Genomic DNA, 26,506 nt, shown 5'->3' with positions numbered 1-26,506 from the left:
TATGGCAACAGCATCTGTAGCAAATCATGATGTACATGCACACGATCATCACGATCACGAGCATCATGATAATTTTATAACAAAATATATTTTCACCCAAGATCACAAGATGATCGGGAAGCAATTCTTGGTCACCGGTATCTTTTGGGCGATTATTGGCGGATTCCTTTCCATCCTTTTTAGGTTGCAATTGGGATTTCCAGAAATGAATCTTGAGTGGTTACGACCACTTTTGGGAGGTTGGATTGACGAAACAGGAAAATTAGATCCTACTTTTTATCTGGCTTTGGTAACCATGCACGGCACTATTATGGTGTTCTTTGTATTGACTGCCGGGCTTAGTGGTACCTTTTCTAACTTCCTGATTCCTCTACAAATTGGTGCCAGAGATATGGCATCGGGATTCATGAACATGCTTTCTTACTGGTTCTTCTTCCTTTCCAGTGTGATCATGTTTATTTCCCTATTTATCAAGACTGGTCCTGCAGGAGGTGGTTGGGTAGTTTATCCTCCACTATCAGCTCTGGAACAAGCTATTCCAGGTTCTGGATTGGGTATGACATTGTGGTTGATTGCGATGACTTTCTTTATCGCTTCCTCTCTTCTTGGAGGTATCAATTATATAACTACAGTAATTAACTTGAGAACAAAAGGAATGTCTTTCTCAAGACTTCCATTGACCATTTGGGCATTCTTCCTTACTGCTGTAATTGGTTTATTGTCTTTCCCTGTATTGTTTGCTGCAGCCCTGCTTTTGGTCTTTGACAGAAGCTTTGGTACTTCCTTCTACCTCTCCGATATCTATATCGGTGGTGAAGCTTTACCTAACACAGGAGGTAGTCCTGTATTGTACCAGCACTTATTCTGGTTCTTGGGCCACCCTGAAGTTTACATCGTTCTTTTGCCAGCTTTGGGTATTACTTCCGAAGTGATTGCCACAAACTCCAGAAAGCCAATCTTTGGTTACAAGGCGATGATCATTTCCATGTTGGGAATTACCATTCTTTCCTTCATCGTTTGGGCTCACCACATGTTCGTTTCAGGGATGAATCCGTTCTTGGGTTCGATTTTCATGTTCCTCACTTTGATCATTGCGGTTCCTTCAGCAGTAAAGGTATTCAACTACCTGACTACACTTTGGAGAGGTAACTTGATCTTTACTCCTGCAATGTTGTTTTCTATCGGCTTGGTTTCCTTCTTTATCTCCGGTGGTTTGACTGGTATTTTCCTAGGTAACTCTGCTATCGATATTCAGCTTCATGATACCTATTTCGTAGTGGCGCACTTCCACTTGGTAATGGGTTCAGCCTCCTTCTTTGGATTGCTGGCTGGTGTATACCATTGGTTCCCTAAGATGTTTGGAAGAATGATGGATGCGAGACTAGGATATGTACACTTCTGGTTGACGTTCGTAGGTGTGTACATGGTATTCTTCCCCATGCACTACATCGGGATTGCCGGTTTCCCTAGAAGATATTACTCTTGGACTAACTTTGAATTCACCAACATGTATACAGATCTGAACATGTTTGTGTCTGTTGCTGCTATCATCACATTTGCAGCGCAGTTTATTTTCCTGTTCAACTTCTTCTACAGCATGTACAGAGGTAGAAAAGCTACTCTTAATCCTTGGAGATCTACTACCTTGGAATGGACTACGCCTATCAACCCAGGGCATGGTAACTGGCCTGGAGAAATCCCTACTGTTTACAGATGGCCTTATGATTACTCTAAGCCGGGTGCTGCTGAAGACTTCATTCCACAGACTGTTCCATTCTCACAAACTCCAGAATCCAACCTGCCTCATGAGCAAGAGTTGGTGAAGTTGGAAGAGGAGATTATGAAGGAGGAGTCTGAGGTATTGGTCGCTAATGAAAACAAACACTGATAAACTGATAAACAGCTTCCGCCGGACATCTTTCTTGACGGTGGCAGCTGTTTATTTCCTCATACTGGTTGGTGGGATCGTCAGGAGCACAGGCTCCGGAATGGGATGTCCCGATTGGCCGAAATGTTTTGGGAGCGTGATTCCACCTACACATGTGGATCAGCTCCCAAAAAATTATCAGGAAATTTATCTCAAACAGAGATTGGCTAAAAACGAACGGTTTGTAGCTACGCTTGAAAAATTAGGATTTGAAAAAACGGCTCGTGAGATTGCCAATGACAAATCAATTTTGGTAGAAGAGGAATTCAATGCTACCAAAACTTGGATAGAATATATCAACCGTCTGATTGGTGTTGTAATTGGATTATTGATCATTCTTACGCTTTGGAAGTCTCTTAAGCTCTGGAAGATTGATAAAATGATTCCAATCCTTGCCTTTGTCGCCTTGATTTTGGTAATGTTCACTGGCTGGATTGGTTCTATTGTGGTTTCTACCAATTTGCTGGCTTGGATGATTACTATTCACATGCTGCTTGCTCTTGGGCTGGTAGGTGTGTTGTTGTACATCAATCATCGCTCGGAAAGATTACAGCTGGATCACGGTATCCGAGCTGAGATTCCTGGAAAAGTGAGATGGATTTTAATCATTGGAGCCATCCTGATGCTGATTCAGGTAGTATTGGGAACTCAGGTTCGTGAGGAGATTGACCGAATTTCCTTCGCTCTCGGAAATTTGATGAGAGAAGAGTGGATTGATCAAATTGGACTCAAGTTTATAATCCACCGTTCTTTCTCCCTGATTCTTCTTGCTGTACATATCCTTTACTTCTTTTGGGCTTTTAGATACGCAGTCCGAAAGTCTAAAGTGCAGGTTTGGAGTCAAGTCTTGATGCTGGTTTTGCTTTTGGAAATTGCAACCGGTATGGGTATGGCCTACTTCGGCATTCCAGCTTTTCTTCAGCCACTTCATTTAGTCTTGGGGTCTTTAATACTGGGGATACAATTTATTTTGATTCTTCAATTAAAAGACCAAGTTCAGTTTAAGTTAAATTAATAGGAAAAATGAGGACAGTTAATGCAACTGACCATTCTATAGTAAGCTTCCTTTTGGTAAGGGCAAAAGCCTATGCAGATTTGATTAAAATCAGATTATCTGCATTGGTGACCTTTTCCGCAGTCTTTGGATATATCCTTGGCGATCGGGGAACAGGTTTTGGCTGGACCGGATTTTTGGGTTTAGCCTTGGGAGGATTTTTGATTTCAGGAGCTTCAGGCGCTGCCAATGAAATCATGGAGCGCGATTTGGATCGGTTGATGAAAAGAACTCAAAACCGTCCCTTGCCTCTAAATATCATTTCTCTTCAAGAAGCGTATTGGTTTACAGTTATTGTAGCGCTGGTTGGAGTGGGACTGCTTTGGGCATTCACTAATCCCTTGACCACTTGGTTGGGGATTTTGAGCATGGTCCTTTACGTTTTTGCCTACACCCCTCTGAAGCGAGTTGGACCAATTGCTGTCTTTGTAGGTGCTATCCCTGGAGCAATGCCTCCCTTGTTGGGATGGACTGCAGCCACAGGAGCTATTTCCCATGAAGCGTTGATCATCTTTGGGATTCAGTTTATTTGGCAATTCCCTCACTTTTGGGCTATTGCTTGGGTGTCTGATGAAGATTACAAAAGAGCAGGTTTTAAACTTTTGCCCAGTGGTGGAGGTCAGGATTTGAATACAGCTATCCAGATTATGATCTATACGCTGTTCCTTCTTCCTCTAGGTTTACTTCCTTCTTATTTCGGTCTTACAGGGATCAATTCTGGAATTGTTGCTACAATTTGTGGAGTGCTGTTTTTGGCTCAAACTTTCTCCCTGATGAGAGATTGCAGTCGAAAGTCTGCTTTGAAAATTATGTTTGGATCATTTCTCTACCTGCCCATTGTGCAGATAGCGTATTTGTTGGATAAGATGCCTTAAGTGATGGAGAGAGAATTGAAATACGTAGATATGGTCGAGCAGCCAATCAGCATGCATCCTAAAAAGTTTGCTCTTTGGTTGTTTATGGTTACTGTAGTTATGCTTTTCGCAGCGTGGACTAGCGCCTACATTGTGAGGCAAGCCGAAGGTAACTGGCTGGAATATGATCTCCCTGAAGTATTTTGGATTACGTCAGGAATCGTAATTTTCAGTTCAATTACCCTACAGTGGGCTTATTTCTCTGCCAAGAAAGATAATTTTGCCAACCTGCGAACCGGAATGGTTTTGACTGTCCTCTTAGGAATTGGTTTTTTGGTAGGGCAGTGGTACAGTTGGGTAGCATTGGTAGACCGAGAAGTCTTTTTTGTGGGCAATCCTGCGGGCTCGTTTTTATATGTAATCACAGGAATGCATGCCTTGCACCTGATCAGCGGTTTAATATTTCTGATTATTGTGCTAATTTCGACCTTTAGATTGAAGGTACATTCTCAAGCGATGAATACGATGGAAATGGCCACGACTTACTGGCATTTTCTCGGGGGGCTTTGGCTGTATCTTTTCATGTTCTTATTATTGAATCATTAATTTAACCTAGTACAAATAGATAACTTATGTCTGCGCATTCTACTGCTATTGGAGTAAGCTCGAAGAGAGGCGTTTGGGGAGGAGGAAATGAGCCCCTTAAGGCTAGCTATGGAAAACTTATGATGTGGTTTTTCCTGCTTTCCGACATTTTCACTTTCGCTGCTTTTTTGATCAGCTATCTGGCTATCCGAGTCAGCTATCCTGCCTACGCCGGACCTGCCGAAACTTTCGTCGGTTCAAATGAATACTGGCCTGTTCCGGAATTGGTTTTTGAAGCCGTTCCTTTCCTACACGGTTTTCATGCCCCATTGGTATTTGTGGGTATCATGACTTTCATTCTGATTTCCTCTTCTGTGACCATGGTATTGGCTGTAGAAGCAGGTCATAGAAATGATCGAAATGATGTAGTTAAATGGATGCTTTGGACTATGTTAGGTGGTATCACTTTCTTAGGCTGTCAGGCTTGGGAATGGTCACACTTCATCCATGGTACAGACGGAGGTTCAGTCCTGACCTACATCAATTCTTTGAACCAAAATGTGACCGAGACTGTATTTGGAGCCAACTTGGTTGTCAATGAGTATGGTCCTCCTGCTTTTGCTCAATTGTTCTTCTTCATTACCGGTTTCCATGGTTTCCACGTGACCATCGGTGTGGTGCTCCTTTTCTTGGCTTTCTATCAGGCTGCTGTGGGAGTGTATGACAAGAGAGGTCATTATGAAATGATTGAGAAAATCGGCCTTTACTGGCACTTCGTTGACCTGGTTTGGGTATTCGTGTTTACCTTGTTCTATTTGATCTAAGCCTTTTAAAATTCTCGAAATATGGAAATCCAAGACACTAAATCCACTCTTCAGGTAGAACCTAGAAATGAAGAGAAAATCAAGAAAATCTGGAAAACTGCCGGAATTCTTTTGGCCATCACTGTCGCTGAATTTATTATGGCATTTACTATGGATAGAGGTATTCTTTTGTATGCCCTTTTCATTATTCTGACTATTTGGAAAGCCAAGTACATCATGATGGAATTTATGCACTTGGGAGACGAAGTGAAGCCTTTGTTCTATTCCATCATCGTTCCTTTGATCTTCTTGGTTTGGCTTCTGATTGCCTTGGCCAAGGAAGGTTCGGACATCTTCATGATGCGTTGGTAATCCGTAAAAAATTTCCAAAAAAAGAGGGTTGGAGTGAATCACTTCAACCTTCTTTTTTGTTAATCCACTAGTATGAGAAGTTTGAGATTGCTGCAGGGCATGGTTTTGGTCTGCATACTGCTTATTCCCTTGTTGATCTTTCTTTTCCTGAGAGGATTTGGGAAAAATGAATACGATCTTCCAATTTATTTCGAAAATGGAGTGGAAAATCCTTTTCAGGAATGTCCATCTACGGATTCAGGTCAGCATTTTATACCGGAATTTTCCTTTTTGAATCAAAATGGGGAATCCCTAGGAAGGGCTGAAATGGAAGGGAAAATCACAATCGTCGATTTCTTTTTTACTTCCTGTCCAAGTATTTGTCCTCTTATGTCTAAGGAAATGGAGCGGGTCAATGACATGTTTAGAGACGAGCCAAAGGTTCAGATAATGTCTATCAGTATAGACCCAGAGTACGATACTCCTGAGATTCTAAAAGAGTATGCAGAAAGACATAATGCTATACCCGGTAAATGGCACTTTCTATCCGGTCCAAAAGAGGAGACGTATCAGCTGGCCAAGTGCGGATTCGTTTTACCCACCTTGGATGGAAATGGAGTACCTGATGATTTTGTCCACAGCGATAAATTTGTCCTGATTGATGATATGGGGCGTATCCGTGGATACTATAGCGGTACAGACCGCGAAGCTGTAGATCTATTGATGTTAGAAACAAAAGTTTTATTGCATGGCAAAAATTGAAAATAACTCATTGGCAAACGAGAAAAATGTTAAGGGTTGGATAATTGGGATATCCGTTGCAATTCCTTTGGCAGTAGCCGTGCTGCTCTTTATGCCTACCAAAATTACTGCCCTGGGAGATTGGGTATATTTCTTGCCTCATCTGAATGCAGTGATTAATACAGCGGCTTCCGTAGCTTTGGTTGTGGCTTTGATTTTTGCAAAGCAGAAGAAGTTTGCCTACCACGGGGCTACTATGACCGTAGCATTTACACTAGGAGCAATCTTCCTGGTGTCTTATGTGGTTTATCACAGTGCGGCAGAAAGTACCAGCTTTGGAGGGGAAGGGATTATCAGGCCAATCTATTATTTCCTGTTGATTACGCATATCCTCTTTGCAGCCATTGCCCTGTTTCCTATTCTATTTGCCTATTACTATGGGTATACGGATCAGAGGGAAAAGCACCGAAAATTGGTTAAATTCGCCTTTCCGATCTGGTTTTACGTATCAGTGACAGGGGTGATCGTATATCTGATGATCTCTCCCTATTACACCCATTGATTATCTCAATTCAAATCAATAAAATGATGAAGTTGAAGTATTTCCTAGCATTGATCTTGTTTTTTGGCCTTCAGGTTTCCTCTTGGGCCCAGTGCGCAATGTGCCGGGCTTCAGTTGAGAATAACGTAAGCAATGGTGACACTTCCATCGGTGCCGGGCTGAACAACGGGATTTTGTATTTATTTGTAATGCCGTATTTGATGGCTGCCATTATCGGATTTCTATGGTATAGATCCGCCAAAAAGAAAAAAGCTAAATTATCCCTTCGATGAAGGTAAAGGCAAAGTTTGATACCAGACTTTGCTTTTTTATTTTTAGGCTAAATGAGTCCATCTACCCGTCGTCTTCTGATCTTGTTTGGCATCCTTGCCGTCTTGATCGTTTTAATTCTCAATTTTTTTGTCTTTCAAAAAAGCGATGAGGAAAAATATCTCAGGCTGATCGAATCCAAGATTCAAAAAATCGAAAGGGAGTTTGACGAGGATTTTATCCGGGTGTTGATGGACGTGAGACCGGAAGATCCGGTTACCTTTTCGATGATCAGCAGTCCCTCTCATTTGCATCCATTTTTTCTTTTGGATCAGGAAAAAAACCTGATGTTTTGGTCGGATTTTACGGTGAGGTTGGATTTTTCTGCATTAGACGTTACCAAAGAATATATCCTGCATGAAGATCCTTTCGGGACCTTTTTTCTAAAAACCAGAAAAATCAAACGGGGAAGCACGGATTATTTTATGGTCCATGCCTACCGTTTGATATGGCCTGGATCAATTCAAAACGATTATCTCCAAACTGGCCCATCTCCCGAGTTGTTTGGAAATGAGCGATTTCAACTTTTTCCCAATCCAGCAGACGGAGCTTATCAGATTCAAAATGCAGCAGGAAAAGAACTATTCGGGATCAATTTCCTCTTAGGCTATGTGCCGGTGACTCGCGTCTCCAATACCGCCTTAGTTATTTTTATTTGTTCCATTTCCTTACTCTACGTTTTGGTCAGTTTTGACTTTCTGAGAAAGAAATGGAAAAAAGGACAAAGATGGCAGACTATAGGTTATGGTTTGATCCTCTTTTTGGCTGTTCGAATTTTGATGTTGTGGACGGATTTTCCAGGGGCTTTTTTCGAAACTGAGCTCTTTAATTCCATCTATTATGCTTCTTCTTGGTTCAATCCCAGCTTGGGTGACCTAATGGTAAATACTATTGGTATAGTATTTCTTTTTGGGTTGGTGATCCATGAACTAGCCAGTGCAAATACCCTTCAAAAAGTCCAAAAATTAGCTGAAAGATATCCTTTCTTCTTGCTGTATCTTCTGGCTTTTGGTCTTGGTTCCCTTTTTTTTCTAATCCTTTGGTTTCTTCCTCGGGATTTGATATTTAACTCTCAATGGGTTTTGGATATACGTTCCATCCCTACTTTCGACGGATTCAAGGCAATCAGTTTCCTCATTCTCTTTTTATGGGCGGGGATTTACACCCTGTTAGTTCTTACCCTTTTTCGGATTTTAGGAAGTCTGATTATTCAGCCAGTACCGAGTAACAGACTCCTTTTGGTTTTGGGACTTCCCATTTTGGGTTTGATGTTTTGGTTTTCTTTTTGGTGGAGTATGGCTTGGGTTTTACACCTGGTTTTTATTTTCACAGTAGTCCGATTTGAGCTTTACAAAAATGTTTTCCGTTTGGGTTTGGATACTTTTTTGACCTTTTTCTATGCCAGTTTGATCATTGCAGGGATTGTGGGTATCAGTACTTTTCAAACGGGAAGAGAAAGCCTGGTTCAATCAAAAACTCGCTTTGCTACCCAAAACCTGATTGAAAATGATGTGATGACGGAGTTTTTTATGTCGGATATTTTTAGCCGACTGAAAAACGATCTGTTTATTCAGAACCGTCTAGCTGATCCGCTCCTTTCTAAGGACCCTGTAGAAACCAAACTTCGGAAAATTTACCTCGATAATTATTTTGATCAGTTTGAAGTAGTTATCCGGATATTTTCTCCATCAGGACAGCAAATCCTCGGTCCTTTGGAAAGGGTCGAACTTCCCACGCTTCAGCAGCAATTTGTCAAAAGTGACTATGCCACAGGAGTAAGAGATCTGTATTTTATTCGGGGCAAAGAGACCGGAGCAAATAAGATGGTAGGATTTGTTCCCATAGTGAGGGAAAATAATCTTTTGGGTACCATATTTTTTGAACTGAATCAGCTGAGAGTGCAGCCGGGTAGTGTCTATCCCAAATTGCTCCTTGATAAGAAATATGCGGATAAGCTAGAGCCTCTTTCCTACCCATACGCAGTCTTTCGGGATGGGGAATTGCTTAGGAGCGTTGGAGTATTCAACTATTCACAAGAGACTTTTCTGCCTAATCTCCAGAGGGATCAGCTGTTTACTTCAGGAGTAATTCAAAGTGGGTTTCATCATTTGGGTATCCGCAATGGGGATGAGGTTTTGGTGATATCTTCTCCGACTCCTTCTGCAGCTCATTTTTTTGGAAATATCTCCCTGTTTTTCGTCGCTTTTGTGTTTTTAACCTTCTTGGCTATTCTTTTGAATACGCTATTCAAAGGCTACAGGAACTTTGAATTCAACTACTCTACCAAGCTGCAGCTCTACCTCAATTTTGCCTTCTTTTTTCCTATTATCATCATTTCCATCATCACCATAGGTTTGCTTACAGGGAGCTACAGGGATGATCTCAATCGGCAATATCTGGAAAAGGCCAATCTCATTCGGGTCAATTTGGGGAGCATGCTCAATAATCAAAATCCCGAAAGTATAGACCGGGATTTGCTCAATGAAGAGATCAATGCCTTAGCGAATACTTTGGCAAGTGATATTCATCTCTATACACCTGATGGAATGCTGGAATTCACCAACCGGCCCAACATTTTTGATAAGAAAATTCTGTCTCCCCTGATCAATCCTGCTGCCATGGCCGGAATCATTGAAAAGAATCAGGTCGAACTTTTGATTCAGGAAAAAATAGGTAACCTGAACTATCAGACGGTTTATCTGGGAATCCCTTCTCAAGTGGACGCTTCGATCTCAGGAATTTTGGCTATTCCCTATTTCGAATCGGAGACAGAGCTCAATTCCCTCATTTCGGATGTCTTGAGCAATATTTTCAACGCCTTTGTAGTCATCTTTATCCTTTTCTTGGTAGTATCCGGCTTTGTTTCCCGCAATTTGACTTTGCCCTTTAAGATCCTTACGCAAAAACTCAAGACTACAAATCTGGAAAACAACGAACCCATGTATTGGGCGGCCAAGGATGAGATCGGCCTGCTGGTAAAGGAATACAACAATATGCTATTTAAACTAGAAGCCAGTAAAAAAGTCCTTGCCTCTTCCGAAAAGGAATCTGCCTGGAGAGAAATGGCCAAGCAGGTGGCTCATGAGATCAAAAATCCCCTCACCCCGATGAAGCTGACGCTTCAGCATCTGATCCGACTGGAGCATGAAGGCAAATTGGAGGATAAAGAAAAGTTGCGCAAATCCCTCGAGACACTGATCCATCAGGTGGATGCACTGAGTGGGATCGCCTCTTCTTTTTCCACTTTTGCAAAAATGCCTCTTCCCAAAAATGAGCGAATGAATTACAAGGCTGTGGTGCTGAAAGTTCTGGAGCTGTTTCAAAATGACAAGCGAGTTCAGCTGGACTTTCAGGATGATTCCTATGCTGATGAGATCCCAATCATGGGAGACGATAAACTCTTCGGTCGGGTCATCGCCAATTTGATTATCAATGGGATTCAGGCCGTAGAACCCGGGAAATCTCCCCACATTCGGGTATGGCTTTGGATGACTGAGCAGGCAGTTTTTCTGGAAATTTCTGATAATGGCAAAGGAATTCCTCCTGAATTGAGAGATAAGATTTTCATACCTAATTTCAGTACCAAGACCACTGGATCGGGGCTGGGCCTGGCTATAGCCAAGAGTGGGGTAGAGACTGCAGGAGGAAAGATCTGGTTTGAGACACAAGAGGGTAAAGGGACCACCTTTTACCTCACCTTTCCTCTTATCCAGTAATTTGAGGTTTTTATTACCTTCAAGAAATAGTTTTGGATAAGCATGCGGTTGATTTTCCTGATAGGTTTTCTTTTACTGGCTGGATTTAGCCAGGCTCAGGAAAAGTGCCGTTGGTTTTCTTCAGAAGAGTTGAAAACCCCGGTTAGGCTGGACTCCTTGCCTGTTTTGGAAAATACCATTCGGGTTTTGGATGCTTCCGGTAAGTCTTATCCCTTTACTTTCCGACCCGAAAGCCAAAGCCTTCTGTTGGAAGGAGAAGAGACGGCAAGACCTGATTCTCTTCAGGTTTGCTATCAGACTTTACCCATTCCACTGGAGCAAACCTTTGCCCGAAGGACACTGCTGGCCAATTACGATTCTATGGCACTTTTTAAAGACAACAGGGTGCAAGCGGTTCCCGATTTTGACATTCGCGAGGAGCTTTTTCCCAGCACCAATCTCTACAAAACCGGAAGTCTCACCCGTGGGGTGTCTTTTGGCAATACCCAAAATGTCTTTGTCAACTCGGCTTTGAATCTCCAGCTGGATGGGGATATCGGCGAAAACTTGAAAATCAGGGCAAGTATCACCGATCAGAATGTCCCATTTCAACCTGAGGGAAATTCACAGCAGATTCAGGATTTCGACAATGTGCTGGTGGAGTTGTACAATGATCAGTTCAGACTTTCGGCAGGGGATGTGGTGCTGCAGCAAAGGCAATCGGATTTTCTCCGCTATTACAAAAACGTGCAGGGGCTCCAACTTACCACCAAATACAAGGTCAAAGGAGGTTGGGAAGCGAGTACGGAAGGTTTTGCTTCGGTGGCCAAAGGGAAGTTTGCTTCGATTCAGGTTCCGATTTTGGAAGGAGTATTGGGGCCTTATCGCCTCAATGGACCTAATGGAGAACGCTTTGTGGTCATCATGGCCAATTCAGAGCGAGTATTTTTGGATGGACGTCTTCTGCAGCGGGGATTCAATGCAGACTATGTGATCGACTACAATCAAGCTGAGATTACCTTTACTCCGAAAGTTTTGATCACCCAATATTCCCGAGTGAGGGTGGATTTTGAGTTTGCTGAGAGAAACTATACCCGGTCCATTTTGGGAGCCAATCATCTTCAAACCAATGGGAAGGTGGACTTTTATGTCAATTTCTATCAGGAAAAAGACAACCGAAACCGGCCCCTTTTCACCGAGTTTTCTCCGGAGGAGCAGGCCCTTTTGGCATCTGTCGGGGATCAAACCCAAAATGCGGTGATTCCCCGCATCGATTCTGTGGGCTTTGACCCTACCCGGATTTTGTATGAAAAAGTGACCGAAACAGATGCACTTGGCAATCCTTTTACATTTTATCGCTATTCCACAGATCCTGCCTTGGCCCATTTTCAGGTCTCCTTTTCACAGGTGAGTCAAGGCCAAGGAGATTATCGGAAAAGCACCCAACTGGCCAATGGGGTGGTCTATGAGTATGTTCCCCGGGTAAATGGACAAGCTCAGGGGAATTACACCATTTTGACTCAACTCCCTGCCCCGGATGCCCGAAGAATGACTACCGCGGGTACAAGGATTAAATTAGGTTCTTATGAAAAAGTCTATACTGAAGTTGCACTTTCCTCATTGGACAAAAACCTGTTTTCAGAACTTGACGATCAGGACAATCAGGGCTTGGGATGGAAAGTCGGTCTTCAATCCGAAAATCGGGAAGTTGGAATTCTCAAAGGCTACCGCTTCAAGGGCCAAACCGAGCTGGAATACAACTCCACCAATTTCAATTTCATTGATCGATTTAGATACATCGAATTTGATCGGGATTGGGGTTTGGATCCAGCCGAACTCAGGGAAGCAGCGGCAGAGCGTCTCTTTTTCACTCAGCTTGCCTTGCAAAAAGACGCGCTCAATGAACTTAGCTATCGAATCAATCTGAGAAACCGGGAAGATCAACTGACCGGTTATCAGCAAGCAGCCAACTGGAAAGCCGAATTGGGAAAAAGATTCCGAATTCAGCAGGAGTTTTTTCAGCTCAATTCTACCAAAGATACCCTCACCAATGACTGGATTCGGTATTTGGGCAATGTGAGCTATAAATCCAAAATCTTCGTGCCGGGTTATCAGTTTTCCTTGGACCGCAATCAGGTGACCGACTCCAAAAGAGATTCCATCATAGGTACTGCGATGAACTTCAAGGAGCATAGGGTGTTTCTGCAAAGCAATGACTCGCTCAAACTCACATTCCTCGCCGATGCGGCCTGGAGAACAGACCGACTACCCACTGGAGGAATTCTACAGGATGATACGGAGGCCTTTACCTCCAATTTCTCTTTGCGTAAGCAGTGGAAAAGTCACAACCTCAGCGGGACATTCACCTACCGGGATATCCGATATTTGCAAAGGGAGCTACCCAATGAGTTGACTTTGCTAAGTAAGGTGGACTACTCGGGTGGGATAGGAAAAAATCTCATCCGAAATGAAATAAGCTATGCCATCGGAAATGGTCGGGAACTGCAGCGGGAATACGTCTACCTTCCTGCACCTAATGGGGATGGAACCCACACCTGGAGGGATGATAATGGGGACGGGATTCAGCAGTTGAATGAGTTTTACCTCGCCATCAATCCGGAAGAAAAGCTGTATATCAAAGTCTTTGTGCCTACGGATACCTTTGTCCAGGCATATACCACCTTGCTCAATTACCGGATTCAGGCCAGACTTCCGGATTCTTGGAAAGGGGCGGGGGGAGTGAAGTCTTTTCTCCAAAAGTTCTCAAATACATCCAGCCTCAGTGTGGAAAAGAAAGTCACTTCTGATGACTTCTGGAGTTGGGTAAATCCTTTTTTGGGGAGCTTGAGTAGAGATCAGATTCTTTCGCTTCGGCAGGTGATTCGAACCAGTTTTTTCTTCAATCGGGCCTCAGCCAAATACGGATTTGACCTTTCTCTTTTTGACTCCCAGTTGAAGCAGCTGTTGACGGGAGGCTTTGAGGATCAGATTCAGCAGGAATGGAAACTGAACACCCGCTACAATTTCAACTCCCAAACTACGCTCCGGCTTTTGGGAAGTGTGGGGAATCGGATTTCCGCTTCGGATTTTCTTGACAACAGAAATTATACCTTGGATCAGTATTCCTTTGGTCCTGAACTGGCTTGGCAACCCACCCCTTACTTTAGGATTACCGGTTTTTATTCCTTTACAGAAAAGGAAAATGTGCAAAATGTGGAGTTTCAGGAGAAGTCTCTGATTCATCAGACGGGGATGGATATTCGCTATGCAAAAGCCATAAAAACGACACTTACAGGAAATCTAAAGCTCGTCCAAATCGACTACAACGGCGAGGTCAACTCCCCTGTAGGCTATGAAATGCTGCAGGCTCTGACTGTGGGCACCAATGTAACCTGGTCACTCAATTGGCTACACAAAATCGGTGAGGGGCTTCAACTCAATCTGGTCTATGAGGGAAGAAATTCGGAAGGGCTCGATCGGGTGGTCCATATCGGAAGAATGCAGGTCTCGGCTCTTTTTTGAGAGTCAATCTTCTTCTCAATATAAGCGAGAGTTCCCTTCCCCTACATCCCTGCTTTTTCGATTTCTTAATCGCGTGAAAAAAAATGTAACTTTGCTGGCGCTGGTTAGTTGTCATACTAACTATTAAACTGCTAAACAAATGGGCAAAAGCATCCTGGTCACAGGCGGAACAAAAGGAATAGGAAAGGCAATCATCGAGCGATTCGCCAAGGAGGGTTTTAATATCCTGACTTGCGCAAGAAACGAGCAGGATTTGGAGCGTCTCAAAGCCTCAATTGAATCCGAATATCCCGGAGTTCGTGTTTTTGCCAAAAAGGCGGATCTTTCTCGTGCAGATGAAGTAAGAAGTTTTGCTGAGGCAGCTAAGGCCTTTTCCATCCCTGATGCGTTGGTCAATAACACCGGGGTATTTTTACCTGGAGCAGTTCACGATGAGCCTGCCGGCAATTTTGAGCTGATGATGCAGACCAATTTGTTTTCTGCATATCATTTGATTCGGGCCTTGGTGCAGGATATGATTCAACGGAAATCCGGGCACATCTTCAGCATGGGCTCCATCGCTGGGCTTACAGCTTACCCTAATGGAGGAAGCTATGCCGTATCCAAATGGGCCATGCTCGGCATGACCAAGTGCCTGAGAGAAGAATTGAAACCCCATCAGATCAAAGTCACCTCCATTTTGCCCGGAGCTACCCTCACTGAAAGCTGGGCAGGAGTGGATTTGCCCGTAGAGCGATTTATTCCCGCAGAAGACATTGCAGAGAGTGTTTGGGCGGCTTATAACCTTTCGCCCCGAACCGTTGTTGAAGAAGTAATAATCCGACCCCAACTAGGAGATATATAAGCTATGGAATCCCTCATCAAAAGCCTTGATTCCCTTTATTGTGACAACCTCACGCAGTATTCCCGCCGAAAAACCATCCCCGTAAGAGTAGGCGATGTGATCATCGGCGGAGACAATCATATCGTGGTGCAGTCCATGACCACGGTAGACACCATGGATACCCTCGGTTCTGTAGAGCAATGCATCCGCATGATCGACTCAGGATGTGAGCTGATCCGGATCACTGCTCCTTCTATCAAGGAGGCGGAGAATCTGAAGAATATCAAAACAGAACTCCGAAAAAGAGGCTACCAGACGCCTTTGGTGGCAGATATTCACTTTACTCCCAACGCAGCCGAACTCGCTGCCAGAATTGTGGAAAAGGTGAGAATCAATCCTGGGAACTATGCGGATAAAAAGAAATTTGAAGTCATCGACTACACGGATGCTTCCTATGCAGAGGAATTGGAGCGGATTCGCGAGCGGTTTCTGCCTTTGGTAAAAATTTGCAAGGAAAACGGAACAGCTATGCGGATCGGAACCAATCACGGTTCACTTTCTGACAGGATCATGAGCCGATATGGAGATACCCCGATCGGAATGGTGGAATCTGCTTTGGAGTTTTTGCGAATTTGTGAGGATGAGAAATTCCACGATATCGTCATTTCTATGAAGTCGTCCAATACTCAGGTGATGGTGCAGGCCTATCGGCTTTTGGTCCAAAAGCTCAACGAAGGAGGCTTCAAACCCTATCCTCTCCACTTGGGTGTAACCGAGGCAGGAGAAGCGGAAGACGGTAGAATCAAATCAGCCGTTGGTATCGGAACTCTCCTCGAAGACGGGTTGGGAGATACGGTGAGAGTCTCACTTACCGAAGATCCTGAGTTTGAAGCCCCTGTAGCCAAAGCCCTGATCGATCGCTATACTGGACGAACTGGACATGCTTCCATTCCGGAAGTAGTCAATTATCCGATTACTCCTTTTGAGCACAACAAGCGGCAGGTAGCCGAGATATACAACTTCGGTGGACATAATGTACCCCGGGTGATTACGGATATTTCCAAAGTGAAAAATATCACAAATCGGGAAATGAAGGCTGTAGGTCATTTCTATTTGCCTGAACTGGACAAGTGGAAAATGAACGACTTGGGATGTGATTTTGTCTATTCTGGTTCCAATCCGATTCCTTTCATGCTGCCCAACGGCATGAAGGAAATCCAGAATTACTTAGTCTGGGAAAAGGCTCCGGATCAGGTCAATAAGTTTCCACTTTTTAGCTTGTCAGAATTTCAAAAGGCAGAGGTTTTCCATTCGGAAATCAACTTCTTGGAAGTCTTGGATACAGAAATTGCTGAAACCATCTGTGCAATTCAGGGAAGAAAAGACACCGTCCTGATCCTAAAAACAGCCAATACGCACAGTATGCCTGCTTTGAGAAGAGCATTTGTTTCTTTGATCGAAGCGGGTTCGGATATTCCAGTGGTTGTGAAAGTGAGCTATCCCGATCAGACAGCAGACATGACCATGCTTTATTCTGCAACTGATGTGGGCGGATTGCTGGTAGACGGATTGGGTGATGGGATTTTGATTTCTTTGGAAAAAGAAGGAGAACATACCCGACAGGAAGTTTTGGATCAGATCAAGTTGCACAATTCGGTGAGCTTTGGAGTACTTCAGGCAGCGAGAACCCGAATGTCCAAGACCGAATACATTTCCTGCCCATCCTGTGGACGGACACTCTTTGACCTTCAGGAGACTACAGCGATGATCCGAAAGCGAACTGACCACCTTAAAGGCGTCAAAATCGGAATCATGGGATGCATCGTCAACGGACCAGGGGAAATGGCTGATGCTGACTACGGATATGTGGGTTCGGGCAAAGGAAAAATCACACTCTACAAAGGAAAAGAGGTGGTAAAGCGATCCGTTCCATCCGAAAAAGCTGTGGATGAACTGATCGAAATCATCCGGGAAGACGGGATGTGGAATGAGCCGGAGGCGATTTGAAGACGGGAGACCGAAGACAGAAGACAGGAGACCGAAGACAGAAGACAGGAGACCGAAGTTGGGGAGTCGGGGAGTTAGGAAGTTGGAAGGTTGTAAAGTGGTAAAGTTTGCTACCTAGATCAGAGATTGAAGTTCCTGAAAGCCTCATAAATCGAAATTCGTAAATCGTAAATAAAGAAATTAACTATCATGGCCGAGAAAAATAAAGTGCAGGAGTTTTTCAAGTTGGGAGAGGTAGGTAACTACTTCGTGCGGGTATTTCAAAAGCCAGACCCCAACAAGCCCTCCAACTTCAACCTAAGAATGATGCATGGCATCAACAAAATTTCCATTTTGATCTTCCTTTTTGCCCTGATTGTCTGGACGATCAAGCGGTTTTTGTAAATAACTCTATTTTATCAAAACATCAATCCAGCCCGGAATACTAAGCTGTGAAAGATGGTTTCCCTTCGAAAGATTGAATTGAATCCATCTGGAATATCGCCGATGTTATTAGGAAAAATGATTCCTCCTCCATTCAGTGCGCCTTCGAAATAGGTCAGCTCTTGCCGCTTGTATGCCAAGGTAAAGCTCAGGGAGGATTGCCCCTGCTTAGAAGGAAATCGGACACCTAAAGAAGGGCTGACCATCGCTCCCCCTTCGTACCAGCTTTCCTGCCACTCGGTTCTTACTTTTTTCTCCAAAAGTGCCGTACTCGCTCCCAAATCCAATCCTCCAAAAAATTGAGGTCGTCCGCTTTTCCCCAGAAAACCTCTCCAGCCCATTGCCAAAGGAATCAAGGAAATGTCATCATACTGATCCAACCCAGCAGAAAAGCCGATGACCTGCTTTTTTCCTATCCAGGCTCCGTGAAAAGTTTGAAGTGTGAAATCTACACGGCGCTCCGAACTCCCATCCCACTGCTCCTCTCCTTTTCCGAAGAGTAAACCGATCTCGTTTTGGGTAAAATAGATTTTCTCCTGAGCCAAACTGCTGACCCAGGAGAAGAAAAAGCAAATAATCAGACAAAAAATCCGAAGCTTCATAGTCCAATCAATTAATCACAATAGGGTTGGAGACTTGAATACAGCTGAGCTTTCGGAGACGATTAGGTTGGGAGTAGTCAAACTGGCAGACCCCATCCGGTCCGATCACTATCAGGGATTTTGGTCCTGGAATCAGATCTACGGATTTCATGTCACGGAGGAATTCCAGCTGGTTTTGATCGATATTCATCACATCGCTTACGTCAAAGCTTTTCAGTCCGTGATTACCTTCTGCCAGATAGAGATAATCGCCAGCCAATCCCAATCCATGCGGATTTTGCATAGGGTAGGCCTTTTTCAGAGTGGGATTGTATGGATTAGTGATGTCGACCACCTGCAGTTCATTAACTCCATTCCAGCAAGTATTGCCGGTTCGTAGCGTGACAAAGGCATGTTCTTCATTGACTACCACCGGGTCACAGGCCATAACATGCTCAAAGACCGACATGCGGGTGGGAGAGCTGGGCGTAGAGGCATCGTAAATATGCATCCCTCGATTGGAGCCGATAAAGAGTTTTTCCTGAAAGGGGAAAATCGTCTCAATTCCCCATCCCAAATCGATGGGCTTGATGAATTGGGGGTCTTTGGGATCTTCTACGTCAAAAACCCGAAGCGTATATTCATCCACTGCGTACAAGTGCCCACTCATCAGGGTGAATCGGGCCAAAGATCCACCTGTCCCATAGCTTTGCGAAGCGGCTGAAAAATTGGCCCGGAATCCCATATCCGAACTCACCAACCAGCCCCATTCCGGCCTTCCTGTGAAATAAGGAGCATCCGTGGTAATCACCGTATCCTTAAAAGTGATGATTTGTCCTGTCTCGTGAACGTATTGGCTGAGGAACACGTCTTCCACCCGCTTCACCAATCGGATGTTCCCCAGATTGCTCAGGTCAAAAACCAACAAATCCGCGTAGTTGTCTGCATAGAGCATTTCGTCATTGACAGCCAAGTCGATATTGCCCTCGATTGGGATAAAGTTCAGGTTGATCGGGTTGGCAGGATTGGTGTTGTCCAGGATGTGAATGCCTTTCGTAGGCTCATTCACCAGCAGATAATCCCCGTAGATGTAGATCTTGCCAGGATTTTCCAGAGCTTGTGGAGGCTCGGGAGCAATGATTCTCGCCCTCACATCGCTCATCTCGAGATAGACTGGAAGCATGGTCCGATATGTATAGGTCGAAGTTACTTCATCCTGACAAGAAGCCAGGATCAGGACCAGAGCACAAAGGCTTAGAAAATAGTTGATTTGGCGTTTCATAAGCATGGGATTTGGAAGGATAGGAAAAGTACCGATTTTTCTTTGGAACGATGAGGAAAAGGCATTCGCTACAGACACTTTCCAAAAGATTCACTTTTTGGTCTGACTTTTATCAGGAATCTTCCGGGAGGAATCCGGTAAGTTAGGTCAGATTCTAAACCCAAAATGCCATGTCAGACTTGATTCTTTCCTTTCGGGAAATCGGAATAGAGGATGTGGGCCGAGTAGGGGGCAAAAATGCTTCCCTTGGAGAGATGCTCCAAAAGCTGATTCCCCTGAAAATCAATATTCCGGATGGCTTTGCAGTCACGGCGGATGCCTTCCGGTTTTTTATCCAACACAACGAAATCGGAGAATCCATTCAGAAGCACTTGAAGCAGTTGGACTTAAAGGAATTTTCCAACCTCAATGCCATCTCCTCCTCGATCAAAAAACTTATTCTCTCCGGATCTTTTCCCAAAGAATTGACTCAGCAAATTGAAAAAGCCTATCAGCAACTTTGCGAAGTAAACGGAAGGAAAATAGAGGTGGCTGTCCGAAGCAGTGCCACCGCCGAGGACCTTCCCGGGGCGAGTTTTGCCGGATTGCATGAGTCATTTTTGAATATCCGAGGAAAGGAAAAGCTGGTGGAAACGGTCCGGTCTTGCTTTGCCTCGCTATACAATGCCCGGGCGATCAAGTATCGGCACGACAAGGGTTTTGACAAACACGAAATCGCACTCTCTGTGGGTGTGCAATTGATGGTGAGAGCGGACTTGGCCTGCAGTGGGGTGACTTTTTCCATAGATCCTGAATCGGGCTTTGCCGATGCTGTTTTGATCACTGGATGCTGGGGTTTGGGAGAAAATATTGTGCAGGGAGCGGTGATTCCCGATGAGTATTTGGTATTCAAGCCTTCCTTGGAAAAAGGGAAAAAATCCATCCTTTCAAAAAAAATCGGCTCCAAAACCAAGACCATGATCTACCAAAAAGGGGGAGGAGTTCTCAATTTGGACACCCCAAAAGAGAAACAGGAAGCCTTTGTGCTTTCGGATAAGGAAATAGAGACCCTCGGCAAGTGGGCAGTGCAGATCGAAAAGCATTACAAAATGCCCATGGATATCGAATGGGCAAAGGATGGGAGTTCCGGAGAGCTTTTTATCGTGCAAGCCCGACCGGAAACGGTTCATGCGGAAAAGGATCCCTATGTACTGAAGGAATATTCCCTTACAGAAAAAGGCAAATTGAGCAGTACCGGCTATGCCATTGGAAGTGGAATCACGGCAGGGAAAATCAAAATCCTCCATTCTCCTGCCGAGGCGGATTTACTGGAAAAAGGGGATATTCTTCTCACCGAGATTACCAATCCCGATTGGGACCCGGTGATGAAAAAGGCCGGTGCTATCATTACCACTAAAGGTGGTCGAACCAGCCATGCCGCCATCGTGGCTCGGGAAGTCGGAGCATTGGCGATTGTCGGGGCTGAAGGGGCTTTAGAGGAGCTAAAAGACGGGGATGTGGTGACCGTGGACAATTCCTCAGGAAAAATGGGGAAAGTCTATGAAGGAAAGCTGAAATGGAAAACCCAGGAACACAATTTCCGAGGACTTCAACTCCCGAAAACCCAGCCTATGTTTATTCTTGCCGATCCCGAGAAGGCATTCAATCTTTCCTTTTTTCCCAATCAAGGCGTTGGCTTGATGCGGATGGAGTTTGTAGTCAATGGAAGCATTCAAGTGCACCCCATGGCTTTGGTGCATTTTGATCAGCTGGAGGATAAGGAAGAAAAAGCCCAAATCGAAGCCCTTTGCCATGGGTATTCAGACAAGAAGGAATACTTCGTGGACAGGTTGGCTCAGGCAGTGGGGACGATTGCCGCGGCCTTCTATCCCAAGGATGTGATTTTGCGGATGAGTGATTTCAAAACCAACGAATACGCTCACCTTTTGGGAGGAAGCCAATTTGAAGTTGAGGAGGAAAACCCCATGCTGGGCTTTCGGGGAGCCTCTCGATACGATCACGAAAGGTACCGGGAAGGCTTTGCCCTCGAGTGCCAAGCGGTCAAGCGGGTAAGGGAAGATATGGGCTTGGAAAATCTAAAGGTGATGATTCCATTTTGCCGTACTCCTGAAGAGGGGAAGAAAGTCATCGCTAGGATGAAAAAGTTGGGTTTGGAGCAAGGGAAAAACGGCTTGGAGATCTACGTCATGGCCGAAATTCCTTCCAATGTCATCTTGGCCAAAGAGTTTGCCCAAATCTTCGACGGTTTTTCCATTGGCTCCAATGACCTCACCCAACTCACCCTTGGCGTCGATCGGGATTCGGAAGTCTTGAGCGAGTTGTTTGATGAAAACAACCTTGCCGTGAAGTGGATGATTGCTGAAGTAATTCAAAAGGCAAAAGCAGCCGGAAAGAAAATTGGCCTCTGTGGTCAGGCACCGAGTGATAACCCGGCCTTTGCCCAATTTCTGATTTCCGAGGGCATAGACAGTATTTCCTTTAATCCCGATGCCTTGCTGAAAGGAATCGAAAATATGATTCAAGCCGAATCCAAAATTTAACCTAAAGCATATGAAAAAGCTGGAAAATAAAATCGCCGTCATTACCGGAGCAGCTTCGGGAATGGGTAAGGCCATGGCCGAACTTTTTGCTCAGGAAGGAGCAAAAGTGATTGTCTCCGATATGAATTCGACTGATGCAGAAATGGTAGCCGAATCAATCCGTCATCAGGGCGGGCATGCCATTGGATTGAAATGTGATGTCTCCGACGAGGATCAGGTGAAAAAGCTGATCCATGCCGCAGTGATCGAATTCGGCTCGTTGGATATCTTGGTCAACAATGCCGGCATTATGGATGATTTCACTCCCTTGGAGCGGGTAAGCGACCAACTTTGGCAAAAAGTATTGGCAGTCAATGTGAATGGGCCATTTTATGCTTCTCGGGAGGCAATATACCAAATGCTCAAGCAAAGAAAAGGGGTGATAATCAACATTGCCTCTATCGGCGGAGTGATGGGAGGAAGGGCAGGGGTGACCTACACCACTTCTAAGCACGCCCTTATCGGAATGAGCAAAAACATTGGATTTACCTACGCCAAAAAAGGTGTCCGATGCAATGTGATCGCCCCAGGAGGTGTGAATACCAATATCATGAAAAATGCCCAGCCCGATGAGGAAGGAGCGGCGCTTTGCAGCAGTGGGGCAGGTTCCATGCCTCGAATGGGGGAATCCGATGAAATAGCCCGAATTGCGTTGTTTCTCGCATCCGAAGACTCCTCTTTTGTCAACGGAGAGGTTTTGGTAGCAGACGGAGGCTGGACGGCGTATTGACAGAGCTGGAAGGAGATTGAAAAATTGAAAGATTGGAATATTGAAAAATTGGTCCGATGTCAGATGTCGGATGACCGATGCTTGGAGAGGTATCCGGGAAGACCGAAGAGAGGAGAGGGAAGTTTAAAGTAGGGAAATTAGGGTTGAGGTTGTGTAGATGTCGTAAATCGTAAATCGTACTTCGTAAATAAAAGAACTGGAAGAGGGAAGTATCCCAAATTCTCCTAGTATCCAGGAAAGTGAGATAAGGAATCTATATTTTCTGGGAAATGTATTAGCGTTTCCGGTTTCCGTATAAATGCTTCTCTGTATTTTGAAGGAGCTTTGTCCCAACAAAAACAAAAAGCAAATGGAATGGATCGATAAGAGTCAGCCGGTTATGGTGACCGGAGCTACCGGTTATGTAGCAGGATGGATTGTCAAAGAACTTTTAGAGCGGGGATTTACCGTGCACGCTACGGTCAGAAATCCCAAGGACACGAACAAAACGCAGCACCTTTCGGATTTGGCCGCAGCTTCTCCGGGAACTCTTAAGCTTTTCAAGGCAGACTTACTGGAAGAGGGGAGTTTCGCAGAGGCCATGCAGGATTGTGCCTTGGTTTATCACACAGCTTCACCTTTCACATCCAACTACTCCGATCCTCAGAAGGAACTGATCGATCCTGCTGTAAATGGTACCCGAAACGTCCTCCTCCAAGCATCAAAAACGTCCAGTGTGAAGCGGGTGGTCTTGACCAGCAGCTGTGCAGCGATCTATACCGATGCTTCTGAGGTGGCGAAAACGCCCAAAGGAATCCTTACCGAGGAAATCTGGAACACAACGGCCTCCTTGAATCATCAGCCCTATTCCTATTCCAAAACACTCGCTGAGAAAGAGGCTTGGAATCTCGTCCAAGGTCAAAATCAATGGGATTTGGTAGTGGTCAATCCTTCTTTTGTCATGGGGCCCTCACTGAATCCCAAGTATTCCACTTCGGAAAGTATCCATATTCTCCGGCAGATGACCGATGGAACCATGAAGATGGGTGTTCCCAATTTGGCAATCGGGGTTGTGGATGTTCGTGACTTGGCTGTTGCCCATTTGGAAGCAGGGATGAGAAAACAAGCCCATGGAAGGAATATCATTAACGGGTCCAATACTTCGATGCTGGAAATGGCCCAAATTCTCTATCGCCACTTTGGGAAAAATCACCCCATCCCACAAAAAGCTCTGCCCAAGTGGTTACTTATGCTCGTGGGGCCTTTGATCAATAAGTCGATTACCAGAAAGTTTATCCAAAACAACATCGGACATATCTGGAGAGCCGACAATTCCAAAAGCATCCGGGAACTGGGTATTTCCTACCGAAGCTTGGAAGAAACCATGGTAGATTCCTTCAATGCACTCTGAATCTTATGAAAACTTCCCGAACCGTATTGATCACAGGAGCTACCGGAATGGTGGGCAAAGGCGTGCTCTTGGAATGTCTTGACAGCCCTGTGGTGAGTCAGGTCATCTTGGTGAGCCGATCTTCAGTCGGTTTTTCCCATCCAAAAATCAAAGAAATTCTGCTTTCTGATCTCACCAAGATCTCGGAAAAAGTAGCAGAAATCCCTCAGCTCGATGCGGTATTTTATTGCATGGGAGTATCCGCTGTGGGTATGGATGAAGCTAAATATACTTCCCTGACTTTTGATCCGGTCAAGGCTTTTGTGGATTTGATTTTTAAGCAAAGTCCTCAGGCCTGCTTCATTTATGTCTCTGGTGCTGGTACTGATTCTTCCGAAAAGGGAAGTATGATGTGGGCCAGGGTCAAAGGCAAAACAGAGAACTATGTATTGAAAAAGGGTTTTCGGGAGGCTTATGCTTTTCGTCCGGGAGTGATAATCCCAGAAAAGGGAGTTCAGGCCAAAGTCCCTTGGTACAATACCGCCTACAAAATCCTGCGCCCCTTTTTTCCCCTGATGAAAAAATCCAAGTCCATCACCACCACCATTCGCATTGGCCAAGCGATGCTTTCTGTCATGGGCAAAGGTTTTCCAAAAACCCATCTGGGCAATACCGAGATCAATGAAATAGCCCAAAATCAATAAAAATGCTGATTCTCAAGACTGTCACCGATGCACATCGCTTTTTGAAGCTTCCGGCTCCTAAGCATCCGCTGATTTCTTTTGTGCCTGCAAAGGACTTCCATGCAGAGGTGGAGGTGGGAACCAAGGTGCGCATAGATCTCTACCAGATTTGGTTAAAACCCGGAACTGATTGCGAGGTGGGATATGGACGGAATTCCTTTGACTTCCGGGAAGGTGCTTTGGCTTTTTTCAAAGCTGGGCAGGTCGTGACCGTCACCTCCCCTGTATCAGAAGTGCCATCAGAGGGTTGGTTGCTCCTTTTTCATCCGGACCTGATCCGCATGTCGGATTTGGGAAAAAATATCCATCGCTATGGTTTTTTTGACTACGAGACCTACGAGTCCTTGCACGTTTCAGAGGCGGAAAAGCAGGCATTAACTGATTTGGCCCGCAAGATCGATTCCGAACTGAGCCTCAACCTCGACCGTTACAGCCAAAAGCTGATCGTTTCTACTCTGGAGCTGCTTCTGGATTATTGCCTGAGATACTATGATCGACAGTTTCTGGTTCGGACTCAGTTAAATCAAGGTCTGATCGACCGGTTTGAGCGGGAGCTAAATGCCTACTTTGAAGAAGAAAAACACTTGGACCAAGGTCTGCCCAGCGTCAAATACCTCGGAGAGCAATTGCACCTTTCTCCCCAATACCTGAGTGATCTCCTGAAAAAGGAAACCGGGAAAAATGCGCAAGAGCACATCCATTTTCACCTGATTGAGCAGGCCAAAAACTACCTTTTGGGTACGGAGGAACCCGTATCTAAAATCGCCTATCAATTAGGATTTGCCTATCCTCAGCATTTCACCAAGCTGTTCAAAAACAAAACCGGTCTGACTCCGGTAGCGTTTCGGAATGGGGAGGGGGTAAGTTGAAGGTGGAAAAGGGGAGACGGGAGAACGAAGATCGAAGACGGAAGTCCGATGGCCGATGACCGATGAAGGGAGCCGGAAGCGAGAAGATCGAAGTTTAGAGTGAGGAAATAAGGGTTGAAGTTCATGTTGATGTCGTAAATCGTAATTCGTACCTCGTAAATAAAAAAGCTGGAAGCTGGAAGCGGGAAGACCGAAGACGGAAGTCCGATGACCGATGATTGGAGCCGGAAGTGGGAAGATCGAAGTTTAAAGCGGGGAAATTAGCGTTGAGGTTCCTTTTGATGTCGTAAATCGTAAATCGTACCTCATACCTTGTACTTCGTAAATCGTACCTCGTAAATTCTTTTCTTTCTCAAAGAAGAATACTCAGGCTGATGGTCTCTCCCAAATTTACCCGGGCTTTCTTTCGGATTTCAGCTTTTAGGGGGAGTAGGTAGGTGTCGTGTTTTTTATCAAACCAGATGGCTGTATCCCAGTATACATCTCCGATTTGGGCAGTAGCTTTCATCCGGCCCCAGCCTTCTTCCAGACTCCCTAGGTGTTGCCGGATTTCCTGGGCCAGTTCCTTTGGCAGGGAAACAAATACCCATCCTCCCATCCCGGGAGATATCCATACCTGAGCCGAAAAGTCGTATCTGATTTTACTTTGCATGCAGTTTTGTGAGTGGGTGGGATGAAGATAAATAGGTTTGTACCA

22 protein-coding genes are annotated in these 26,506 nt (G+C 44.9%); 19 read left to right on the top strand and 3 right to left on the bottom strand.

Features of this window, described 5'->3' with window-relative positions; all coding sequences use genetic code 11:
- Position 1: 1 nt before the first annotated feature.
- From AAA942_RS07155 to AAA942_RS07090, 14 genes are all read left to right on the top strand, one after another.
- Positions 2-1,888: a cytochrome c oxidase subunit I gene (locus AAA942_RS07155; RefSeq protein WP_338219562.1), complete on the top strand. Its 1,887-nt coding sequence runs from the start codon at positions 2-4 to the stop codon at positions 1,886-1,888.
- The gene (locus AAA942_RS07150) at positions 1,872-2,942 is read left to right on the top strand and encodes a COX15/CtaA family protein (RefSeq protein ID WP_338219561.1); all 1,071 of its coding nucleotides are present in this window, start codon (positions 1,872-1,874) and stop codon (positions 2,940-2,942) included. The genes AAA942_RS07155 and AAA942_RS07150 overlap by 17 nt, the downstream gene beginning before the upstream one ends.
- Before the next feature lie 8 nt (positions 2,943-2,950).
- Positions 2,951-3,856 carry a heme o synthase gene (cyoE, locus tag AAA942_RS07145; RefSeq protein ID WP_338219560.1) on the top strand — a complete coding sequence of 302 codons (906 nt, stop codon included), beginning with the start codon at positions 2,951-2,953 and terminating at the stop codon, positions 3,854-3,856.
- Positions 3,857-3,859: 3 nt separating this feature from the next.
- Positions 3,860-4,441, top strand: coding sequence for a cytochrome c oxidase subunit 3 (locus AAA942_RS07140; RefSeq protein ID WP_338219559.1), 582 nt, complete (start codon positions 3,860-3,862; stop codon positions 4,439-4,441).
- A 26-nt stretch (positions 4,442-4,467) separates the two neighbouring features.
- Entirely contained in the window at positions 4,468-5,244 is a 777-nt protein-coding gene (locus AAA942_RS07135) for a cytochrome c oxidase subunit 3 (protein WP_338219558.1), read from the top strand.
- Positions 5,245-5,265: 21 nt separating this feature from the next.
- Positions 5,266-5,595: a cytochrome C oxidase subunit IV family protein gene (locus AAA942_RS07130; RefSeq protein WP_338219557.1), complete on the top strand. Its 330-nt coding sequence runs from the start codon at positions 5,266-5,268 to the stop codon at positions 5,593-5,595.
- A 72-nt stretch (positions 5,596-5,667) separates the two neighbouring features.
- On the top strand, positions 5,668-6,336 hold the full coding sequence (locus AAA942_RS07125; protein WP_338219556.1) for an SCO family protein: 669 nt from the start codon (positions 5,668-5,670) through the stop codon (positions 6,334-6,336).
- Positions 6,323-6,877 carry a DUF420 domain-containing protein gene (locus AAA942_RS07120; protein ID WP_338219555.1) on the top strand — a complete coding sequence of 185 codons (555 nt, stop codon included), beginning with the start codon at positions 6,323-6,325 and terminating at the stop codon, positions 6,875-6,877. The genes AAA942_RS07125 and AAA942_RS07120 overlap by 14 nt, the downstream gene beginning before the upstream one ends.
- Before the next feature lie 23 nt (positions 6,878-6,900).
- Positions 6,901-7,149: a hypothetical protein gene (locus tag AAA942_RS07115; protein ID WP_445083322.1), complete on the top strand. Its 249-nt coding sequence runs from the start codon at positions 6,901-6,903 to the stop codon at positions 7,147-7,149.
- Between the two features lie 51 nt (positions 7,150-7,200).
- Entirely contained in the window at positions 7,201-10,902 is a 3,702-nt protein-coding gene (locus tag AAA942_RS07110) for an ATP-binding protein (protein WP_338219553.1), read from the top strand.
- Positions 10,903-10,944: 42 nt separating this feature from the next.
- Positions 10,945-14,403: a hypothetical protein gene (locus tag AAA942_RS07105; protein WP_338219552.1), complete on the top strand. Its 3,459-nt coding sequence runs from the start codon at positions 10,945-10,947 to the stop codon at positions 14,401-14,403.
- A gap of 139 nt (positions 14,404-14,542) precedes the next feature.
- Entirely contained in the window at positions 14,543-15,247 is a 705-nt protein-coding gene (locus AAA942_RS07100) for an SDR family oxidoreductase (protein ID WP_338219551.1), read from the top strand.
- A gap of 3 nt (positions 15,248-15,250) precedes the next feature.
- A complete protein-coding gene (gene ispG, locus AAA942_RS07095) occupies positions 15,251-17,233 on the top strand; it encodes a (E)-4-hydroxy-3-methylbut-2-enyl-diphosphate synthase (RefSeq protein WP_338219550.1) in 1,983 nt (660 codons plus the stop codon).
- A gap of 189 nt (positions 17,234-17,422) precedes the next feature.
- The gene (locus AAA942_RS07090; RefSeq protein WP_338219549.1) at positions 17,423-17,617 is read left to right on the top strand and encodes a DUF6728 family protein; all 195 of its coding nucleotides are present in this window, start codon (positions 17,423-17,425) and stop codon (positions 17,615-17,617) included.
- A 14-nt stretch (positions 17,618-17,631) separates the two neighbouring features.
- Here AAA942_RS07090 and AAA942_RS07085 read toward each other — a convergent pair whose 3' ends face one another.
- Together AAA942_RS07085 and AAA942_RS07080 are read right to left on the bottom strand one after the other, a co-directional pair.
- On the bottom strand, positions 17,632-18,258 hold the full coding sequence (locus AAA942_RS07085) for a hypothetical protein (protein ID WP_338219548.1): 627 nt from the start codon (positions 18,256-18,258) through the stop codon (positions 17,632-17,634).
- A gap of 7 nt (positions 18,259-18,265) precedes the next feature.
- Positions 18,266-19,519 (bottom strand): LVIVD repeat-containing protein, encoded by a 1,254-nt coding sequence (locus AAA942_RS07080; RefSeq protein WP_338219547.1) that lies wholly within the window; start codon positions 19,517-19,519, stop codon positions 18,266-18,268.
- A 170-nt stretch (positions 19,520-19,689) separates the two neighbouring features.
- Here AAA942_RS07080 and ppsA point away from each other — a divergent pair, with 170 nt between their 5' ends.
- The 5 genes from ppsA to AAA942_RS07055 all read left to right on the top strand — a co-directional run bounded on the left by ppsA (position 19,690) and on the right by AAA942_RS07055 (position 25,809).
- Entirely contained in the window at positions 19,690-22,059 is a 2,370-nt protein-coding gene (gene ppsA, locus AAA942_RS07075) for a phosphoenolpyruvate synthase (protein WP_338219546.1), read from the top strand.
- Positions 22,060-22,069: 10 nt separating this feature from the next.
- The gene (locus AAA942_RS07070; RefSeq protein WP_338219545.1) at positions 22,070-22,828 is read left to right on the top strand and encodes a glucose 1-dehydrogenase; all 759 of its coding nucleotides are present in this window, start codon (positions 22,070-22,072) and stop codon (positions 22,826-22,828) included.
- Between the two features lie 349 nt (positions 22,829-23,177).
- A complete protein-coding gene (locus AAA942_RS07065) occupies positions 23,178-24,218 on the top strand; it encodes an SDR family oxidoreductase (RefSeq protein ID WP_338219544.1) in 1,041 nt (346 codons plus the stop codon).
- A 5-nt stretch (positions 24,219-24,223) separates the two neighbouring features.
- Positions 24,224-24,901 carry an NAD-dependent epimerase/dehydratase family protein gene (locus AAA942_RS07060; RefSeq protein ID WP_338219543.1) on the top strand — a complete coding sequence of 226 codons (678 nt, stop codon included), beginning with the start codon at positions 24,224-24,226 and terminating at the stop codon, positions 24,899-24,901.
- A 2-nt stretch (positions 24,902-24,903) separates the two neighbouring features.
- Entirely contained in the window at positions 24,904-25,809 is a 906-nt protein-coding gene (locus tag AAA942_RS07055; protein ID WP_338219542.1) for a helix-turn-helix domain-containing protein, read from the top strand.
- A gap of 352 nt (positions 25,810-26,161) precedes the next feature.
- On the opposite strand, the gene AAA942_RS07050 is transcribed toward AAA942_RS07055, so the two are convergent.
- Positions 26,162-26,461, bottom strand: coding sequence for a DUF1905 domain-containing protein (locus AAA942_RS07050; RefSeq protein WP_338219541.1), 300 nt, complete (start codon positions 26,459-26,461; stop codon positions 26,162-26,164).
- Positions 26,462-26,506: the final 45 nt, after the last annotated feature.

Source organism: Algoriphagus sp. oki45 (assembly GCF_036245605.1).
Lineage (GTDB): Bacteria > Bacteroidota > Bacteroidia > Cytophagales > Cyclobacteriaceae > Algoriphagus.
The sequence above is the reverse complement of the archived record's forward strand: the minus strand, read 5'-3'. Positions and strand labels throughout refer to the sequence as shown.

Coding starts and splice junctions, on each gene's coding strand:
- AAA942_RS07155 (WP_338219562.1), top strand. CDS start 2: ATGGCAACAGCATCTGTAGCAAATCATGATGTACATGCACACGATCAT.
- AAA942_RS07150 (WP_338219561.1), top strand. CDS start 1,872: ATGAAAACAAACACTGATAAACTGATAAACAGCTTCCGCCGGACATCT.
- cyoE (WP_338219560.1), top strand. CDS start 2,951: ATGAGGACAGTTAATGCAACTGACCATTCTATAGTAAGCTTCCTTTTG.
- AAA942_RS07140 (WP_338219559.1), top strand. CDS start 3,860: ATGGAGAGAGAATTGAAATACGTAGATATGGTCGAGCAGCCAATCAGC.
- AAA942_RS07135 (WP_338219558.1), top strand. CDS start 4,468: ATGTCTGCGCATTCTACTGCTATTGGAGTAAGCTCGAAGAGAGGCGTT.
- AAA942_RS07130 (WP_338219557.1), top strand. CDS start 5,266: ATGGAAATCCAAGACACTAAATCCACTCTTCAGGTAGAACCTAGAAAT.
- AAA942_RS07125 (WP_338219556.1), top strand. CDS start 5,668: ATGAGAAGTTTGAGATTGCTGCAGGGCATGGTTTTGGTCTGCATACTG.
- AAA942_RS07120 (WP_338219555.1), top strand. CDS start 6,323: ATGGCAAAAATTGAAAATAACTCATTGGCAAACGAGAAAAATGTTAAG.
- AAA942_RS07115 (WP_445083322.1), top strand. CDS start 6,901: ATGATGAAGTTGAAGTATTTCCTAGCATTGATCTTGTTTTTTGGCCTT.
- AAA942_RS07110 (WP_338219553.1), top strand. CDS start 7,201: ATGAGTCCATCTACCCGTCGTCTTCTGATCTTGTTTGGCATCCTTGCC.
- AAA942_RS07105 (WP_338219552.1), top strand. CDS start 10,945: ATGCGGTTGATTTTCCTGATAGGTTTTCTTTTACTGGCTGGATTTAGC.
- AAA942_RS07100 (WP_338219551.1), top strand. CDS start 14,543: ATGGGCAAAAGCATCCTGGTCACAGGCGGAACAAAAGGAATAGGAAAG.
- ispG (WP_338219550.1), top strand. CDS start 15,251: ATGGAATCCCTCATCAAAAGCCTTGATTCCCTTTATTGTGACAACCTC.
- AAA942_RS07090 (WP_338219549.1), top strand. CDS start 17,423: ATGGCCGAGAAAAATAAAGTGCAGGAGTTTTTCAAGTTGGGAGAGGTA.
- AAA942_RS07085 (WP_338219548.1), bottom strand. CDS start 18,258: ATGAAGCTTCGGATTTTTTGTCTGATTATTTGCTTTTTCTTCTCCTGG.
- AAA942_RS07080 (WP_338219547.1), bottom strand. CDS start 19,519: ATGAAACGCCAAATCAACTATTTTCTAAGCCTTTGTGCTCTGGTCCTG.
- ppsA (WP_338219546.1), top strand. CDS start 19,690: ATGTCAGACTTGATTCTTTCCTTTCGGGAAATCGGAATAGAGGATGTG.
- AAA942_RS07070 (WP_338219545.1), top strand. CDS start 22,070: ATGAAAAAGCTGGAAAATAAAATCGCCGTCATTACCGGAGCAGCTTCG.
- AAA942_RS07065 (WP_338219544.1), top strand. CDS start 23,178: ATGGAATGGATCGATAAGAGTCAGCCGGTTATGGTGACCGGAGCTACC.
- AAA942_RS07060 (WP_338219543.1), top strand. CDS start 24,224: ATGAAAACTTCCCGAACCGTATTGATCACAGGAGCTACCGGAATGGTG.
- AAA942_RS07055 (WP_338219542.1), top strand. CDS start 24,904: ATGCTGATTCTCAAGACTGTCACCGATGCACATCGCTTTTTGAAGCTT.
- AAA942_RS07050 (WP_338219541.1), bottom strand. CDS start 26,461: ATGCAAAGTAAAATCAGATACGACTTTTCGGCTCAGGTATGGATATCT.